Raw genomic sequence first — 17,156 nt, 5'->3', positions numbered from 1 at the left:
GGCGGGACCGAGCGCCTCAGCCCTCGCGCTTCCTGCGCTGCGCCAGGGTGCGCAGCCGCAGGGCATTGAGCTTGATGAACCCCGCCGCGTCGCGGTGGTCGTAGGCCACGGCACCCTCCTCGAAGGTGACGAGATCCTGGTCGTAGAGCGAGTGCGGGCTCTCGCGACCGATCACGTGGACGCCGCCCTTGTAGAGCTTCAGCCGCACCGTGCCGGTGACCTTCTCCTGGCTCCTGTCGATCAGGGCCTGGATCATCTCGCGCTCCGGCGAGAACCAGAAGCCGTTGTAGATCAGCTCCGCGTATTGCGGCATGAGCTGGTCCTTGAGATGCGCCGCGCCGCGGTCGAGGGTGATCGACTCGATGGCCCGGTGCGCCGGCAGCAGGATCGTGCCGCCGGGCGTCTCGTACATGCCGCGGCTCTTCATGCCGACGAAGCGGTTCTCCACGAGGTCGAGCCGGCCGATGCCGTTCGCGCGGCCGAGTTCGTTGAGTTTGGCCAGCAGACTCGCAGGCGACAGCGCCTCGCCGTCGATGGAGACCGCGTCGCCGCGCTCGAAGCCGATCGTGATGACGGTCGGCTGGTCGGGCGCCTCCTCGGGGGAGAGGGTGCGCGAGTAAACGTAGTCCGGCACCTCGACGGCCGGATCCTCCAAAACCTTGCCCTCGGACGAGGCGTGGAGGAGGTTGGCGTCGACCGAGAACGGGCTTTCGCCGCGCTTGTCCTTGGCGATCGGGATCTGGTGCTGCTCGGCGAAGGCGATCAGCTGCTCGCGGGAGCGAAGGTCCCACTCGCGCCACGGGGCGATCACCGTGACGTCGGGCTTCAGCGCGTAATAGCCGAGTTCGAATCGGACCTGGTCGTTCCCCTTGCCGGTGGCGCCGTGGCAGACCGCGTCGGCCCCGACCCGCTCTGCGATCTCGATCTGCTTCTTGGCGATCAGCGGCCGGGCGATCGAGGTGCCGAGAAGATAGACGCCCTCATAGACGGCGTTCGCCCGGAACATCGGGAAGACGTAGTCGCGGACGAACTCCTCGCGCAGATCCTCGATGAAGATGTTCTCGGGCTTGATCCCGAGGAGTTCGGCCTTGCGGCGCGCCGGCTCCAGTTCCTCCCCCTGGCCGAGATCGGCCGTGAAGGTCACGACCTCGCAGCCGTAGGTCGTCTGCAGCCACTTCAGGATGATCGAGGTGTCGAGGCCGCCGGAATAGGCCAGCACGACCTTCTTCACGGGACTCTTCGCGGGGACGGACATGCGGCTTCCGGAACTGGGCGAGGGATCTGGCTCGGCCTCAGCGGCTTATCGCGGGTGTCATCGGCCTGCAACCGGCGCGCCGTCTCGCGCGTAGCCACGATGCTGGCGGATCGGCCGCGTTTCGCCTCACAGTGGCCTTGCGGCTGTGTCAGAAGCGGCACGGGCGTTGCCAGTCGTCATCGCCGCGAAAGTGCATCGGAGAAGCGAAGTCTATGGCGCGCCAGCCAATTTTGGAGTTCTGGTACGAATTCGCCTCCACCTACTCCTACCTCGCGGCGATGCGCGTCGAGGCGGCGGCGGCCGAGGCCGGCGTGGCGATCCGGTGGCGCCCGTTCCTGGTCGGGCCGCTCTTCGCGTCCCAGGGCTGGACCACCTCGCCGTTCAACCTCTATCCGGCCAAGGGCAAGAACATGTGGCGGGACGTCGAGCGCGAGGCGGCCCATCTCGGCCTGCCGCCGGTGACCCGCCCGGCCCAATTCCCGCAAAACAGCCTCAGCGCCGTGCGGGTCGCCGTGCTCGGCCAGGACCAGGACTGGCTGGTGCCGTTCTCGAAGGCGATCTTCGCCGCGAGCTTCGCCGAGGGCCGCTCCATCGCGGAGCCGGCGGCGGTGGCCGAGATCCTCGATTCGCTCGGCCTGGACGGGACGCAGACGGTCCGGGCCGCCGCCGCCGAGGCCAACAAGACCAAGTTGCGGGTCAGCGTCGAGGAGGCGCGCTCCCGCGGGATCTACGGCGCGCCGACCTTCCTGGCCGATGACGGCGAGCTGTTCTGGGGGAACGACCGCCTGGAACAGGCGCTGGCCTGGGCCTCTGGCGATCGGCCGAAGGGGCTCCGGTAGGACCCCGTTCACGCCACTCGGCCATCAAAACCACTCGACTCCCCGGCTCCGGTCCGGCGCCCCTGTGGCGCGACCGGAGTGGGACAGCAATGCCTCGGACGGACCCCATGCCTGTATCCCGTCGACTCCTCCTCGCCGCCGCCTGCGCAGCCCTGGGATCGGGTCCCGGTCGCGCGGTCGYCCAGTCCTACGGTCAGAGGTTCGCCGTCACCGGTGACGACGGCAAGGCGGTGGCGAACTCGATCCTGCCGGGCGAGATCACCGGGCAGATCCCTGCCCTGCGGGGCATCACCTATGTCGGTCCGCGGGAGGCCGGCGCGACGCTCTACGAGTTCTTCGACTTCAACTGCCCGTATTGCCGGAAGGCCGCCGCCGACGTGGTCGCGCTGCACGAGAGCGATCCGGAACTGCGCATCGGGCTTGTCCACAACCCGATCCTGTCGCCGCAATCGGCCCAGGCCGCCAAGGTGATGCTGGCGGTGCAGCGCAAACTTGGCTCGGAGGCCGCCTGGCACTTCTATCAGACGCTGCTGGGCAAGCCCGGCCGCATCGACGGCCCCGGCGCGCTGACCGCCGCGGCGGCACTGGGGGTTCCGCAGGCCGAGGTCGAGGAGATCGCCGATAGCGAGGAGGTGCGCGCAGCGCTCAAGAGCCAGATGCGCATCGCGGCGGATCTCGGACTCTACGCGACGCCGTCCTACGTCCTCGGCAACAGCGGCATCCTCGGCCATCCGGGCGGCCGCGCCATGGCGAAGATGATCGCCAGCGTCCGGCGCTGCGACCGGCTCGCCTGCGGGAACTGACCCGGCGTCACACTTCCGCCGTCCTGGCGCGCAGCGCGCTCGCCTGCCGTGTTGCGCGCGGCCATGCTGGCATGCTAGGCGGTCGCCGCGCCGCGAGGACAGTTCTCGACCCTGTCCGTTGCCGGCGCGATCCCACGTCCCGAACGGTCACGCACCGCGCTCCTGCCGGAGCGCGCGGAGCGGGCGGGCAACCAGAGAAGAGAGCGACGGGTGGCGCAGAACGGTTCCGAGGCTGGTCCCCTGGTCGCAGGCGTGGCGGGCCGGTACGCTTCCGCCCTGTTCGAACTCGCGCGCGACGAGCGCCAGGTCGACGCGGTCGCTGACTCCCTCAATCAATTCGACACGCTGTTGAACGAGAGCGCGGATCTCCGCCGCCTCGTCCGCAGTCCGGTGTTCAGCGCCGGGGAGCAGGCCGCCGCGATCGGCGCGGTCCTCGACAAGGCGGCGATCGGCGGTCTCGCCGGCAACTTCATCCGCCTCGCGGCGTCGAACCGCCGGCTCTTCGCCCTGCCCGACATGATCAGCGCCTTCCGCAGCCTGGTCCAGGATTCGAAGGGCATCGTCCGCGCTCAGGTGCGGGTGGCCGAGAAGCCGTCCGACACCGTGATCGAGGAGATCAAGGCGTCGCTGCGCGACATCGCCAAGGCCGAGGTCGCCCTCGACCTCGTGGTCGACCCCAGCCTGATCGGTGGCCTCGTCGTGAAGATGGGGTCGCGCATGGTCGACGCCTCCCTCAAGACCAAGCTCAACGGTATCCGCCTCGCGATGCGGGCCGCGCGCTAAGCGCCCCCATCCGACCCGAACACAAATAGACGCATCAGCGACAGAGGCCCGAGTATGGACATCCGCGCCGCCGAGATCTCCGCGATCCTGAAAGAGCAGATCAAGAACTTCGGCGAAGAGGCCGAGGTCTCCGAGGTCGGACAGGTCCTGTCCGTGGGTGACGGCATCGCCCGCGCCTACGGCCTCGACAACGTCCAGGCCGGCGAGATGGTCGAGTTCGAGTCGGGCGTGCGGGGCATGGCCCTGAACCTCGAGCAGGACAACGTCGGCATCGTGATCTTCGGCTCCGACCGCGAGATCAAGGAAGGCCAGACCGTCAAGCGGACCGGCGCCATCGTGGACGTGCCGGTCGGCAAGGGCCTGCTCGGCCGCGTCGTCGACGCCCTGGGCAACCCGATCGACGGCAAGGGGCCGATCGTCTCCACCGAGCGTCGCCGCGTCGACGTGAAGGCGCCAGGCATCATCCCGCGCAAGTCGGTGCACGAGCCGATGGCCACGGGCCTGAAGGCGATCGACGCCCTGATCCCGGTGGGACGCGGCCAGCGCGAGCTGATCATCGGCGACCGCCAGACCGGCAAGACCGCCATCGCGCTCGACACGATCCTGAACCAGAAGCCCGGCCACGCCGCCGGCGGCGACGAGAAGGCCAAGCTCTTCTGCATCTACGTCGCTATCGGCCAGAAGCGCTCGACGGTGGCCCAGTTCGTGAAGGTCCTGGAGGACCAGGGCGCCCTCGAATACTCCATCGTCATCGCCGCCACGGCGTCCGATGCGGCCCCGATGCAGTTCATCGCGCCGTTCGCCGGTTGCGCCATGGGCGAGTACTTCCGCGACAACGGCATGCACGCCGTGATCGTGTACGACGATCTCTCCAAGCAGGCCGTGGCCTACCGCCAGATGTCCCTGCTGCTGCGCCGCCCGCCGGGCCGCGAGGCGTATCCGGGCGACGTGTTCTACCTCCACAGCCGCCTGCTCGAGCGCGCCGCCAAGATGGGCGACGCCGCCGGCAACGGCTCGCTGACCGCTCTGCCGGTCATCGAGACCCAGGCCAACGACGTCTCGGCCTACATCCCGACCAACGTGATCTCGATCACCGACGGCCAGATCTTCCTCGAGACCGACCTGTTCTACCAGGGCATCCGCCCGGCGGTGAACGTCGGCCTCTCGGTGTCGCGGGTGGGCTCGTCGGCCCAGACCAAGGCGATGAAGAAGGTCGCCGGCAAGATCAAGGGCGAGCTCGCGCAGTACCGCGAGATGGCCGCCTTCGCGCAGTTCGGCTCGGATCTCGACGCCTCCACCCAGGCGCTCCTGAACCGCGGATCGCGGCTGACCGAGCTCCTGAAGCAGCCGCAGTTCTCGCCGCTGAAGATGGAAGAGCAGGTCGCGGTGATCTACGCCGGCGTGAACGGCTACCTGGACAAGATGCCGGTCAGCAAGGTCCGTCCCTTCGAGGACGCGCTGCTCTCGACCCTGCGCTCGAAGCACAAGGACCTGCTCGACTCGATCGCCGCCTCCAAGGACCTGTCGGACGAGAACGCCGGCAAGCTGAAGAGCATCGTCGAGAGCGTCGCCAAGTCGATCGGCTGATGTGAGGCCCCTCCCCGCGGGGAGGGATCTTGGGTGGTGCGGGGGGATCCCGGTCCCCGCTGCACCGCCCGAACTTCCGGCTCCTTCCCGCCGAGGGAAGGAGAGGCCCATAGAACGGACCTGGACCTCACCCGATGGCGAGTTTGAAGGACCTGCGCAACCGCATCACCTCGGTSAAGGCGACGCAGAAGATCACCAAGGCSATGCAGATGGTCGCCGCCGCCAAGCTGCGTCGGGCGCAGATGGCCGCCGAGGCGGGCCGTCCCTACGCCGAGAAGATGTCGGCGGTGCTCGGCAACCTCGCGGGCAACCTCGTCGGCGGCGTCGGCGCCCCGCGGCTCCTGTCCGGGACCGGCTCCGAGCAGACGCACCTGCTCGTCGTGTGCACGGGCGACCGTGGCCTCGCCGGCGCGTTCAACTCGTCGATCGTCCGCCTCGCGGTGCGCGAATACGCCCAGAAGCTCACCGTCGAGGGCAAGACCGTCAGGATCATGACGGTCGGCAAGAAGGGTCTCGACGCGCTGCGCCGCCAGTACCGCGACCAGATCGTCGAGAGCATGGACATCCGCGGCAACCGCCCGGTGGATTACGATTTCGCGGCCTCGATCGCCGACAAGATCCTGACCCGCTTCGAGAACGGTGAGTTCGACGTCGCGACCCTGTTCTTCTCCGAGTTCCGCTCGGTGATCTCGCAGATCCCGACCGCACAGCGCCTGATCCCGGCCGAGTTGCCCGAGGCCGACACGACCGCGAAGGCCGCCGCCGGCAACGCCGCACTGGAATTCGAGCCCTCCGAGGAGGCGATCCTGGAGACGCTGCTGCCGAAGAACCTGACGGTGCAGATCTACCGGGCGCTCCTGGAGAACGCCGCCTCCGAGCAGGGGGCGCGCATGAGCGCCATGGATTCGGCGACCCGCAACGCGGGCGAGATGATCAAGAAGCAGACGCTGATCTACAACCGGACGCGTCAGGCCATGATCACCAAGGAACTCATCGAGATCATCTCGGGTGCGGAAGCCCTCTGAGGCACCGCGACCCGACCGCACAGCTTGAAGGGTAGGTTAACGATGGCGAACACCGCACTCCCCGGCACCGGCTCCAACAAGTCCGGCAAGATCACCCAGGTCATCGGCCCCGTGGTCGACGTGCAGTTCGAGGGCCACCTGCCCGAGATCCTGAACGCGCTCGAGACCAAGAACAACGGCGCCCGCCTCGTCCTCGAGGTCGCCCAGCAGCTCGGCGAGAACACCGTCCGCTGCATCGCCATGGACACGTCCGAAGGCCTGACCCGCGGCCAGGAGTGCTTCGACACCGGCGAGCCGATCAAGGTTCCGGTGGGCATGAACACGCTCGGCCGCATCATGAACGTCATCGGCGAGCCGATCGACGAGGCCGGCCCGGTCGTGTGCGACACCTACCGTGCCATCCACCAGCCGGCCCCCTCCTACGCCGATCAGTCGACCGAGGCCCAGATCCTCGTGACCGGCATCAAGGTGGTGGATCTGCTCGCCCCCTACGCAAAGGGCGGCAAGATCGGCCTGTTCGGCGGCGCCGGCGTCGGCAAGACCGTGCTGATCATGGAGCTGATCAACAACATCGCGAAGGTGCACTCGGGCTACTCGGTGTTCGCCGGCGTGGGTGAGCGCACCCGCGAGGGCAACGACCTCTACCACGAGATGATCGAGTCCAAGGTGAACCTGGATCCGAAGGAGAATGGCGGCTCGGCCGAGGGTTCGAAGTGCGCCCTGGTCTACGGCCAGATGAACGAGTCGCCCGGCGCCCGCTCGCGCGTCGCCCTGACCGGCCTGACCATTGCGGAGCAGTTCCGCGACGAGGGCCAGGACGTGCTGTTCTTCGTCGACAACATCTTCCGCTTCACGCAGGCGGGCTCCGAGGTGTCGGCGCTCCTCGGCCGCATCCCCTCGGCGGTGGGCTATCAGCCGACGCTCGCCACCGACATGGGCGCCCTGCAGGAGCGCATCACCACCACCAACAAGGGCTCGATCACCTCGGTGCAGGCCATCTACGTGCCGGCCGACGATCTGACCGACCCGGCTCCGGCCGCATCGTTCGCCCACCTCGACGCCACGACCGTGCTGTCGCGCTCGATCGCCGAGAAGGGCATCTACCCGGCGGTGGATCCGCTGGACTCGACCTCGCGCATGCTGTCGCCGACCATCCTCGGTGAGGAGCACTACGACGTCGCCCGCCGCGTCCAGCAGACCCTGCAGCGCTACAAGGCGCTCCAGGACATCATCGCGATCCTGGGCATGGATGAGCTGTCCGAAGAGGACAAGCTGACSGTSGCCCGCGCCCGCAAGATCGAGCGCTTCTTCTCGCAGCCCTTCTCGGTGGCCGAGGTGTTCACCGGCTCGCCGGGCAAGCAGGTCGCCCYCGAGGACACCATCAAGGGCTTCAAGGGCCTGGTGAACGGCGATTACGACGACCTCCCGGAGGCCGCCTTCTACATGGTTGGCACCATCGAGGAGGCTCAGGAGAAGGCCAAGAAGCTGAAGGCCGCCTAAGACGACACCTCCCCTTCCCCGCGCGGGAAGGGGATGGAAGCTGCGCGGACGAACCTCACCGGTGCCGTCCGCGTGGCATTTTCTACCAACCCCTCCCCGTAAGGCGGGGCGCGCGTCGCGGATCCGGGAACCCGTCAGCCCATGGCCACCTTTCACTTCGATTTCGTCGGCCCCGAGCGGACGCTGTATTCCGGCGAGGTGACCGCCGTTCAGCTGCCCGGCACCGAGGGCGAAATGACCGTGATGCCGGGCCACGCGCCCGTGCTGACCTCGCTGCGGGTCGGCGTCATCGTGATCACCGAGAGCCAGGGGTCGGGCAAGCGGATCTACGTCCGCGGCGGATTCGCCGATATCGGCCCGACCGCCGTCACCGTGCTGGCCGAGCGGGCGGCGCCCATCGAGGAGCTGACCCACGAATCCCTCGATCGCGACATCGAGGCGATCGAGATCCAGCGTGACGCTACCGAGGATCTCCAGAAGCGCGAGGAGCTGAACGGTCAGATCGTCCAGCTTCGGGAGACCAAGGCTCTCCTGAAGCTCTGAACGCTGCTCAGCGGGCGCTCTCGAGCGCCCGCGCCAGCAATTCGGCCCGCGCCTCCTCAGCCGTCGGACATCCGCTGTCCAGCCAGATCTTTCGGGCCGCGGCGAGGCCGCGACCGATCGCGGGTCCCGGGCTGAGGCCTGCCGCGACCAGATCCGCCCCGGTCAGCGGAAAGACCGGCGTGCCGCCCTGGCTCCCGAGCGCGTTCAGGACGGTCCGCGCCGCTTCGGTCACGACGGGCCGCGGCTCATCCGCCAGGATCGCCAGCGTCTCCGCCAGCTGCGTCGAGCCGTATTCGGCCGCCAGGGCGCGAACCGCCGCCCCATCCAGCCTTTCGCGACCGTGCAGGTCGGTCAGCAGGCCGGCATAGCCGGCGAGCCGTCCGTGCTCGGCGTTCGAGAGGCGCAGTCGCTCGCGGAGGCGCTCCGCGTCGTGCCGGTCACCGACCGACAGAGCCGCGAGGCGCATCACCGGAGCGAGATCCGCCGCAGCGGCGCGGTCCAGCCGCCCGAGCTCGCCGACGCCGCCGGTGATCCGCATCAGGAGGCCGGTGGCGCTGAGCGTCACCACCATGGCCGGTCCGCCGGACGCCGCCAGCAGCTTCAGGAACTCCGCACGGACGCGCTCGCGGGAGAGCCGGTCGAGGCTGTCCCGCGCGGCGACGCAGGCGGCCAGGGCTGCGGCGTCCGGGGCTTCGATGCCGAACCGGGCCTGGAAGCGGAAGAAGCGCAGGATCCGCAGGGCGTCCTCGCGGATGCGGGTCGCCGGATCGCCGATGAAACGCACGCGGCCCGCCGCGAGATCGGCGAGGCCGCCCACCGGATCGTGCGGCGTGCCGTCGGCACCGAGCGCGAGGGCGTTGATCGTGAAATCACGCCGCTCAGCGTCGCGGGTGAAGTCCGTCCCGAATCGGACCACGGCGCGGCGACCATCGGTCTCGACATCCTCCCGCAGGGTGGTGACCTCGATCGGGCCGTCCTCGGTCACCAGGGTAATGGTGCCGTGTTCGATCCCCGTCGGCACCGCCTTGAGGCCCCGCGCCTGCCGCGCCGCATCCATTACCGCCTCCGGGAGGAGGGTCGTCGCCATATCGATGTCGGCACTTTGCACGCCGAGCAGCGCATCCCGCACGCAGCCGCCGATCAGGCGCGTTTCGGCGCCGGGACGGTCCAGGGCCGCGAGCACCCGGCGCACGCCCGGACGCGCGAGCAAGGTCGCGAGACCTGCGGGATCGAGGGGAGGCGTCAACGGAAACCGCCCGGCACCAGGCGGCCGTTCTCCATGTGCGTCGGCACGTAGCCACCGGGGCGGCGCTCGGAGAACAGGCCTTCGTAGACGAGGGTGCCGATCACCACCGCCAAGCCGGCCAGGACGAGGCGGAACAGGTGCGCGTCCCAGTGCACCCGGCGCAGCGGGTTGCGGCCGGACAGCAGCAGGTAGACCAGGAACAGGGCAAAGGGGATGAGGAAGAGGCCGAACTCTTCGAGGATGCGGCGCAGCATGGGGCCAGCCTATCGCGCCGCGCGGCGGACGTCGCCCGCCTCCGCCTCCGGGTAGAGTCGTTCCCGGAGGTTGTTCAGGATCCCGGCGGTGACACCCCAGATCAGCCGCTCCCCGAAGGTCAGGGCGTAGAACCAGCGCTCGCGTCCCTGCCACGCGCGGGAGCGCAGGCGGTACCGCTCCCGGTCCATCAGGATGTGGAGCGGGACCTCGAAGACGTCGGCCACCTCCGTGGGGTTGGGCGACAGGGCCGCCTCGGACCCGACCAAGCCGATCACCGGGGTCACCATGAAGCCCGTCCCCGAGAGATAAGGATCGAGATAGCCGAGCAGCCTCACCAAGCCGGGATCGAGCCCGATCTCTTCGAAGGCCTCCCGGAGGGCCGCATCCGCGGGGCCGGGATCGGACGGATCGATCTTGCCCCCCGGAAGGGCGACCTGCCCGGAATGATCGCGCAGATTCGCGGCCCGCAGGGTCAAGATGAGGCTCGGCCCGTCGTCGCGCAGCACGACCGGCACCAGTACGGCGGCGCGGCGGTGCGGAGGCGGCGGCATCACGGCCGAGCCGTCCGGGTCGAGGGTGTGGTCGCCGCGGGGATTGGAGAGCGGATCGTCCGGCCCGGGCGGATCCCGCGACAGACCGATGGCGGCGCGGGCGAGGAAGTCGGCGAGGCGATCGCTCACGCGGCGGCAACCCGCGCGATGGTGTGGAACGTCCCGCCGGCCCACAGGCCGAGCCAGGGCTGCCCGTCGACGCTGTGCTCCTCGGCGAGGTCCACGAGGTCGTAGGTCAGCGCCCGGGTGACGCGCGCCCACAGCCCGCGGCGGACATGGAGATAGGGCTTGAGCGCCCCGTCCGGCCCCTCGTCGAAGCGCAGGGCATGCTCCGCATCGACGCTCACCAGATCGTCGACGTTGGTCCGGAAGGCGATGCGCCGCGCCTCCCCCGTGCCGTCGACGGCCATCTCGACGGCCACGAAGGCCGCATCCTCGACCGTGATCCCGACGCTTTCCACCGGCGTGACCAGGACGGTCCGGCCGTCCGCCTCGCGGCGCAGGATGCTGGCGAACAGCTTGACCAGCTTGTCCCTCCGGATCAGCGCGCCGTTGTGGTGCCATGTCCCGTCCGCGGCGATGCGGATGTCGATGGCGCCGCAATAGGGCGGATCCCACCGTTCCACCGGCGGCAATCCGCGCTTCGGCAGGTCCCCGAGGGCCGCGCTCAGGCGGCCCAGGGTCGGGTCGGGGGTGGTATCCTCGCTCATGCCCGATACAGATAGCGCCCCCCGGCGCCCACAGCCATGGCCGGCGGCCGTGTCCTGCGATCGCGACTGCGCGGCGGCCATGCCGGCCCCTGCCGGGCGCGCTGGAGCCGTTCCCGATCGGGTCAGGACGGTATCGATCACTGTGCCCGTGCCGAACGAGGCGCAGGTCCCCTCCCGCACAGGAGCAGGGTCACGGCGCGGCTGTCGCCAGCGCAGACGCCGGTCTTCCTGACCGTTGCGACCAGATCGGGAACGGCCCTGGCGGTCGCCTCAGGCCGGTCCGGCGCCCTGTGTGTTCACCGTGAGCGCGTAAAGCGACTGGCTCGCCGCCATGAACAGGCGGTTCCGCTTGGGGCCGCCGAAGGTGAGGTTCCCGCACACCTCGGGCAGGCGGATCCGCCCGATCAGCCTCCCCTCCGGCGTCCAGACGGTGACGCCGTTGTAGCCCACGGCCCGGCCGGCATTGCTCGAGACCCAGAGATTGCCGTCGACGTCCGCCCGCAGGCCGTCGGGACCGCACTTCACCCCGTCGACGATGCAATCCGCGAACAGCCGCTTGTTCGCGAGCGCAGGTCCGTCGCCGACATCGAAGGCGTAGATCTCACCCTTGCCGCCGGGGCCGGTATCCCCCGGTCCCTTCCCGGTGGAGCAGACGTAGAGCGTCCGGTGATCGGGCGAGAAACACAGGCCATTCGGATCGGGCACCTGATCGTCGGTGAGGACCCGGTCGATCCGGCCGGACGGATCGATGCGGTACACCGCGTTCGGCAGCGTGCGCCGCCGGGGCTTGATGCCGGCCGGCTGGCCGAGTCGCGGGTCGAGGCGGCCCTGCGGATTGCCCGGGCCGCCCGGCGCGTCGGCCAGGCCCTCGTAGAGCAGCGCGCCGTAGGGCGGATCGGTGAACCAGTACGATCCGTCGGCATGCTGGACCACGTCGTTGGGCGACGTGAGCGGCTTGCCCTCGAAGCTGTCGGCCAGGACCGTCGCCGCGCCGTCGAGTTCGTAGCGCACGACGCGCCCGGCGGCGTGCTCGCAGCTGAGCTGGCGGCCCTGGCGGTCGAAGCTGTTGCCGTTCGAATTGTTGCTCGGCATCCGGAAGACGGAGACGTGCCCGTCCTCCTCGAGCCAGCGCATCTGCCGGTTGTTCGGGATGTCGCTCCAGACGAGGTAGCGGCCGACTGCGTTCCAGGCCGGGCCTTCCGCCCAGAGCGCGCCGGTCCAGAGCCGGCGGATGGCACTGTTCGCCACCACGTAGGGTTCGAAGGCCGGATCGACCGTGATCACGTCCGGATCGGTGAAGTACGTGGTCGGGGATGAACCCGGCCGGAAGTCGCGCGGCGGGCTGGTCACGGTGCTGGGCGGCTCCGGCCGCGCCGAAGCGTCCCCGGCCGCGGTGACGACGGCTCCCAGGCCGGCGAGGATCGCGCGCCGGGAGAGTGCGGCCGAGCCTCGATCCGCCGCGGTTCCGAATGCGTCGGTCTTCGCCTTCCGCATGGGATCCTCCATCGCGCGGCCCGCGCGGGGGCCGCGGGGCGGGCCATCACGTTAGGATCGATGTCCTGTCCCGGTCAACTTGGCCGGCGGCGCAGGATCTTCCAGACCCCGTCCGCCGAGGCGAGGAGGCGCGCGCCGTCGCGGACGTCGCCGCGCATGAACACGAGGGAGCCGGTGCGCTTGACCACCTGCGGCCGGATCTCGATCCAGTCGCCGAGCCGGCCGACATCGATGAACTTCATCTCAAGCTGGATGGTGACGCAGTTGGCACCGTCCGCGGCGCGCATCGCGGTCTCGCCGAGGGCGCGGTCGGCGAAGCTCATCAGCATGCCGCCATGGACCACGCCGATCAGGTTGGCATGCTTCTGCTCGGCCCGGAACGCGTAGGCGCCGTCGGCAGCGCGAAGACGCAGCGGCCCCACATGGGCGATGAAGCCCTTGTCCTCCACCAGCGCCCATCCGTCGGCGGCGGGGTCACGTGCGGTCGTGTCGTTGGTCATCGTGTCCGGTCCGTTCTGGTCGCGTCTGTCGAGGGGTGTCGTGGCCGTCAGGTGCCCCGGGGCTTGGCCCGGCGGGTCGGGGACTCGCTGAGGGGATCCTCCGGCCAGGGATGGCGCGGATAGCGCCCGCGCATCTCGGAGCGCACCGCCGCCCAGGATCCGCGCCAGAAGCCCGGCAGGTCGCGGGTGATCTGGATCGGGCGCTGCGCCGGCGACAGCAGGTGCAGGACCAGCGGCCGCCCCCCGGCCCTGGGATGCCGGTCGAGGCCGAACAGTTCCTGGACCCGCACGGCCAGGACCGGTTCCTCGGCGGTGTAGTCCACCGGGATGCGCGACCCGGTCGGCACCTCGACGTGGGTCGGAGCCTCCGCGTCGAGCCGGGCGCGCAGGTCCCAGGGCAGCAGGGCCTGCAGGGCACCCGCGAGGTCGTCCGCCGTGACCGACGCGAGGGCGGCACGCCCGAGGAGAGCCGACGCGAGCCACGTCTCCGCGGTGCGCGCCAGAGCCACGTCCGAGAGATCCGGCCACGCATCGCCCTCTGCGGCGTGGAGGAAGCGGATCCGAGCGCGCCATTGCGACAGGGCCGGCGTCCAGGGCAGACGCTCAATCCCGAGATCGGCGATGCCGCGCGCCAGGATCTCCGCGCTCTCCGGTTCGGCGGGCACCGGCAGCGGCCGCGCCCCGAGGCTCACGGCGCCCAGCCGCCGGACCGCCCGAGCCCGCAGGGCCGCGGCCTGCGGATCGAACGTGATCTCGGTGCGGGATTCGATCCGGTCGGCGAACAGCCGCTCGATCGCCTCGGTCCCGATCGCCGCCGCGGCGAGGATCCGGGCGTTGCCGGCCGATCCGGCGAGATCGGCAATGACGAGATAGGTTTCGCGGGCGAGCGCGCTCGCGGGGTCGAGACGGCCGGCCCGTCCGCTCGCCATCACGAACTCGCCCTCGCGGCCCCTGGCTCGGGCGACACGGTCGGGATAGGCGAGTGCCAGGAGCGGGCCGGCCGCGGCCGGTTCGGATTCCGCCGGCCGGCCCGCCCCGGCGATCCGAGCCCAGCCGTCCGCGAGCCGCCGCATGTCGGCGGCGCGTTGTCCCCGGTCGCGCCGGAAGCGCTCGACCCGCTCGTCGAGGTCGAGGCCGTCCCCCCCGAGCCCACGCTCCACCAGCACGGCCGCGAGGTCGGCGGCGGCCCGGCCCTGGCCGGTTCTGGCCGCGACTGTCACCATCCGGGCGAGCCGCGGCGGCAGTGGCAGGGCGCGCAGGCGCGCGCCGATTGCCGTCAGGCGTCCATCCCGGTCGAGCGCCCCGAGATCGGCCAGCATCGTGCGGGCCTCCGCCAGGGCCGGGGCCGGCGGCGGATCGAGGAAGGGGAGCGAGCCCGGCTCGGCCACGCCCCAGGCGGCGCAATCGAGGAGCAGCCCGGCGAGGTCGGCCGACAGGATCTCGGGCCGGGTGAAGGGTTCAAGGGCGTTCGTGCCGGCCTCAGACCAGAGGCGCCAGCACAGGCCAGGCTCGGTCCGCCCGGCCCGGCCCCGGCGTTGATCCACGGAAGCCCGGGAGGCGCGGGCCGTGACCAGCCGGGTCAGGCCGAGGCCCGGCTCGTAGACCGGGATCCGGGCGAGGCCGGAATCCACGACGATCCGAACGCCCTCGATCGTCAGGGAGGTCTCGGCGATGCTCGTGGCGAGCACGACCTTGCGGGTGCCGGCCGGCGCCGGGGAGACGGCGCGGTCCTGCTCGGCCGGCGTCAGCGCTCCGTAGAGGGGTGCCAGCTGCACCGCGGCATCGACCTTCTCGGCGAGGAGGTCGGCGGTCCTGCGGATCTCCGCCTGTCCGGGCAGAAACACCAGGACCGAGCCCGGATCCGCGCGCAGAGCCCGCAGCGTGACCTCGGCCACCGAGTCCTCGATCCGGCGGTTCGGGTCGCGATCCACGTACCGGGTCTCCACCGGGAAGGCGCGGCCCTCGGAGGTCACAACCGGGCAATCGTCCATCAGCCGCGCGACCCGGGCACCGTCGAGCGTCGCCGACATGACAAGGATCCGCAGGTCCTCGCGCAGGCCGCTTTGCGCGTCGAGCGCCAGTGCGAGGCCGAGATCGGCGTCGAGGGAGCGCTCGTGGAACTCGTCGAACAGGACCGCACCGATTCCGGCGAGTTCCGGGTCGTCCAGGATCATGCGGGTGAACACGCCCTCGGTGACCACCTCGATCCGCGTCCGCGCGGAGATCTTCGAGCCGAGCCGGACCCGCAGGCCGACCGTCCCGCCGACGGGCTCGCCCAGCGTCTGCGCCATCCGGGCGGCAGCGGCCCTGGCGGCGAGGCGACGGGGCTCCAGGAGGATGATCTTCCGCCCGTCGAGCCAGGGCGCGTCCAGCAGGTCCAGGGGCACACGCGTCGTCTTGCCGGCGCCGGGCGGCGCCACCAGCACGGCGCCGCTGCGCGCGGCGAGCGCGCGGCGCAGATCGGGAAGCGCTGCCTCGATCGGCAGCACGGGTGCGGGGCCGGCCATCGCGGCCGCTGATGGCGCGGCGCGGCCCCGAAGGCAACCGGTCCGCCCGCCCCGTGACGGCGCGCGGGTTTCGACACGTCATCGGCAACCAAGACCCTGGCGGCCGGGCGGCGCTGCCGCGATCGTGCCGCGGGACTCAAACGATCCCCTCGGGAGTGAAACGATGAACACCTTCCACCGCGCGCTGGCGCTTGCCGCCCTCGCCCTGCCGCTGGCGACGGCCGTCGCGCGGGCGCAGGACCGCCTGCCGACGATCCCGCCGCAGGACTACACCCCCGAGCAGAAGCAGGCGGCCGACGCCTTCACCCAGGCGCGGGGCAAGCCGCCGTTCGGGCCGTTCGAGCCCCTCATGCACTCGCCCGAGGTCATGACCCTCGCCCGGTCGATGGGCGACTACCTGCGCTTCAAGCCGAAGATCGGCACCACGCTGTCGGAACTGGTGATCCTGATGACCGCCCGCCGCTGGACGCAAGATTACGAGTGGTACGTCCACGCGCCGATCGCCGAGAAGGCCGGGATCGCGCCCGAGATCGTCGCCGCCATCCGCGACGGCCGCCGCCCGGCCAAGATGAGCGACGACGAGACCATCGTGTACGATTTCACGTCCGAGCTTCAGGATAACAAGCGCGTCTCGGATGCGACCTACGCGCGGGCCGAGTCCCGGTTCGGCAAGGCGGCGATCGTCGATCTCGCGGCGATCTCCGGCTACTACACCTTCCTCGCCATGGAGCTGAACGCCGCGCGCTATCCGATTCCCGCGGACGGTAAGCTGCTGCCGCGGATGCCCGAATGAGCCGGCTTATCCACAGCCGCGTCTAGGCGAAATCCGAGTTCTCCACAGGGTTCGGGCCGGGTGATGCGGGCATCCGGCCCTGTCTTGACGAAACATTAACCCTTCTGGCTTGTTCTCTTTTCGTTCCCGTACCCAACGATGGAGAACCCGATGCCGATCCAGGCCCTGGCCGCGCGCGACGAGCATGCCTGTCCCGTCGAGGCGATCAGCACCGCGTATCTCGGCTTCGCCGGCGGCGATGCCGGGATCGCGTTGCGCTGCGCGATCGCCGACGCCCTGTCGGACCTGATGGAGGCGGAGCGGCGCACCCGGGAGCGCAGCCGCCTGATCTCCCGCGGCTACATCCGGGCCGTGCCGCATCCGGAGGCCGAGCCCGCAAGCTGAACAGTGGCTGCAGGGCGGCTTCAGCGTCGGTGCAGGGCGGGGGTGGCACTGTGTCCTCCGTGATCCGGGGCGCCGCAGGCGTTCCGCACTGCTTCCGGAGACAGGTCATGACACGCATCGCTCTGCTCTCGGCCGCCGCGCTGATCGGCGCGGGCAGCCTGGCCTCCACGACCGCCGAAGCCCGCGGCGGCGGTGCCATCGCGGCCGGCATCCTCGGTGGCTTGGCGGCCGGTGCGCTGATCGGCGCCGCGACCCAGGCACACGGGGCGCCGGGCTACGGTTACGGCGAGCCCGATTATGGCTACGCTCCGGCCCCCGTGGTGGTGCGTCGGGCTCCCGCCTACCGCGTCTACGAGGAGGACGCCCCGGTCTACGCCACGC

18 protein-coding genes are annotated in these 17,156 nt (G+C 70.4%); 10 read left to right on the top strand and 8 right to left on the bottom strand.

The annotated features are described in order from the left end of the window. Positions 1 to 16: 16 nt before the first annotated feature. Positions 17 to 1,255: an argininosuccinate synthase gene (locus tag AC1DXK_RS04220; protein ID WP_457103976.1), complete on the bottom strand. Its 1,239-nt coding sequence runs from the start codon at positions 1,253 to 1,255 to the stop codon at positions 17 to 19. 212 nt (positions 1,256 to 1,467) lie between these two features. Between AC1DXK_RS04220 and AC1DXK_RS04215 the strand changes: the two genes are divergently transcribed. The 7 genes from AC1DXK_RS04215 (at position 1,468) to AC1DXK_RS04185 (ending at position 8,335) form a co-directional block, all read left to right on the top strand. Continuing rightward, positions 1,468 to 2,094 (top strand): 2-hydroxychromene-2-carboxylate isomerase, encoded by a 627-nt coding sequence (locus AC1DXK_RS04215; RefSeq protein ID WP_457103975.1) that lies wholly within the window; start codon positions 1,468 to 1,470, stop codon positions 2,092 to 2,094. A 107-nt stretch (positions 2,095 to 2,201) separates the two neighbouring features. Beyond that, positions 2,202 to 2,897: a DsbA family protein gene (locus tag AC1DXK_RS04210; RefSeq protein WP_477296987.1), complete on the top strand. Its 696-nt coding sequence runs from the start codon at positions 2,202 to 2,204 to the stop codon at positions 2,895 to 2,897. Between the two features lie 210 nt (positions 2,898 to 3,107). Continuing rightward, positions 3,108 to 3,680, top strand: a complete 573-nt coding sequence (locus AC1DXK_RS04205; protein ID WP_457103973.1) for a F0F1 ATP synthase subunit delta — start codon at positions 3,108 to 3,110, stop codon at positions 3,678 to 3,680. A 54-nt stretch (positions 3,681 to 3,734) separates the two neighbouring features. Further along, positions 3,735 to 5,267, top strand: a complete 1,533-nt coding sequence (gene atpA / locus AC1DXK_RS04200; RefSeq protein ID WP_457103972.1) for a F0F1 ATP synthase subunit alpha — start codon at positions 3,735 to 3,737, stop codon at positions 5,265 to 5,267. Between the two features lie 134 nt (positions 5,268 to 5,401). After that, a complete protein-coding gene (locus AC1DXK_RS04195) occupies positions 5,402 to 6,292 on the top strand; it encodes a F0F1 ATP synthase subunit gamma (RefSeq protein WP_457103971.1) in 891 nt (296 codons plus the stop codon). 42 nt (positions 6,293 to 6,334) lie between these two features. Then, the gene (gene atpD, locus AC1DXK_RS04190; protein WP_477296984.1) at positions 6,335 to 7,792 is read left to right on the top strand and encodes a F0F1 ATP synthase subunit beta; all 1,458 of its coding nucleotides are present in this window, start codon (positions 6,335 to 6,337) and stop codon (positions 7,790 to 7,792) included. A gap of 141 nt (positions 7,793 to 7,933) precedes the next feature. Further along, a complete protein-coding gene (locus AC1DXK_RS04185) occupies positions 7,934 to 8,335 on the top strand; it encodes a F0F1 ATP synthase subunit epsilon (protein ID WP_457103969.1) in 402 nt (133 codons plus the stop codon). 7 nt (positions 8,336 to 8,342) lie between these two features. Here the strand turns inward: AC1DXK_RS04185 and AC1DXK_RS04180 are convergent, their stop codons facing one another. The 7 genes from AC1DXK_RS04180 to hrpB all read right to left on the bottom strand — a co-directional run bounded on the left by AC1DXK_RS04180 (position 8,343) and on the right by hrpB (position 15,598). Next, positions 8,343 to 9,581 (bottom strand): CCA tRNA nucleotidyltransferase, encoded by a 1,239-nt coding sequence (locus tag AC1DXK_RS04180; protein ID WP_457103968.1) that lies wholly within the window; start codon positions 9,579 to 9,581, stop codon positions 8,343 to 8,345. Continuing rightward, positions 9,578 to 9,835, bottom strand: a complete 258-nt coding sequence (locus AC1DXK_RS04175; RefSeq protein ID WP_020093505.1) for a DUF6111 family protein — start codon at positions 9,833 to 9,835, stop codon at positions 9,578 to 9,580. Before AC1DXK_RS04175 ends, AC1DXK_RS04180 begins: the two co-directional genes overlap by 4 nt. Positions 9,836 to 9,844: 9 nt before the next feature. Continuing rightward, positions 9,845 to 10,516 carry a CoA pyrophosphatase gene (locus AC1DXK_RS04170; protein ID WP_457103967.1) on the bottom strand — a complete coding sequence of 224 codons (672 nt, stop codon included), beginning with the start codon at positions 10,514 to 10,516 and terminating at the stop codon, positions 9,845 to 9,847. Continuing rightward, on the bottom strand, positions 10,513 to 11,097 hold the full coding sequence (locus AC1DXK_RS04165; protein ID WP_457103966.1) for a DUF1285 domain-containing protein: 585 nt from the start codon (positions 11,095 to 11,097) through the stop codon (positions 10,513 to 10,515). The genes AC1DXK_RS04170 and AC1DXK_RS04165 overlap by 4 nt, the downstream gene beginning before the upstream one ends. Before the next feature lie 270 nt (positions 11,098 to 11,367). Continuing rightward, positions 11,368 to 12,591, bottom strand: coding sequence for an SMP-30/gluconolactonase/LRE family protein (locus AC1DXK_RS04160; protein WP_457103965.1), 1,224 nt, complete (start codon positions 12,589 to 12,591; stop codon positions 11,368 to 11,370). A gap of 74 nt (positions 12,592 to 12,665) precedes the next feature. Further along, entirely contained in the window at positions 12,666 to 13,091 is a 426-nt protein-coding gene (locus tag AC1DXK_RS04155) for a PaaI family thioesterase (RefSeq protein WP_457103964.1), read from the bottom strand. Positions 13,092 to 13,138: 47 nt separating this feature from the next. Continuing rightward, positions 13,139 to 15,598: an ATP-dependent helicase HrpB gene (gene hrpB / locus AC1DXK_RS04150; RefSeq protein WP_477296980.1), complete on the bottom strand. Its 2,460-nt coding sequence runs from the start codon at positions 15,596 to 15,598 to the stop codon at positions 13,139 to 13,141. Positions 15,599 to 15,761: 163 nt separating this feature from the next. On the opposite strand from hrpB, the gene AC1DXK_RS04145 reads away from it, so the two are divergent. The 3 genes from AC1DXK_RS04145 to AC1DXK_RS04135 all read left to right on the top strand — a co-directional run. Then, positions 15,762 to 16,391 (top strand): carboxymuconolactone decarboxylase family protein, encoded by a 630-nt coding sequence (locus tag AC1DXK_RS04145; protein WP_457103962.1) that lies wholly within the window; start codon positions 15,762 to 15,764, stop codon positions 16,389 to 16,391. Between the two features lie 150 nt (positions 16,392 to 16,541). Continuing rightward, a complete protein-coding gene (locus tag AC1DXK_RS04140) occupies positions 16,542 to 16,775 on the top strand; it encodes a hypothetical protein (protein WP_457103961.1) in 234 nt (77 codons plus the stop codon). Positions 16,776 to 16,882: 107 nt separating this feature from the next. Then, on the top strand, positions 16,883 to 17,156 hold a 274-nt coding region (locus AC1DXK_RS04135), incomplete at its 3' end, for a hypothetical protein (protein ID WP_477296978.1).

Source organism: Methylobacterium sp. P3_A11 (assembly GCF_056403155.1).
Note: the sequence above shows the minus strand (reverse complement) of the source record. Positions and strands in the feature narration are given on the sequence as shown.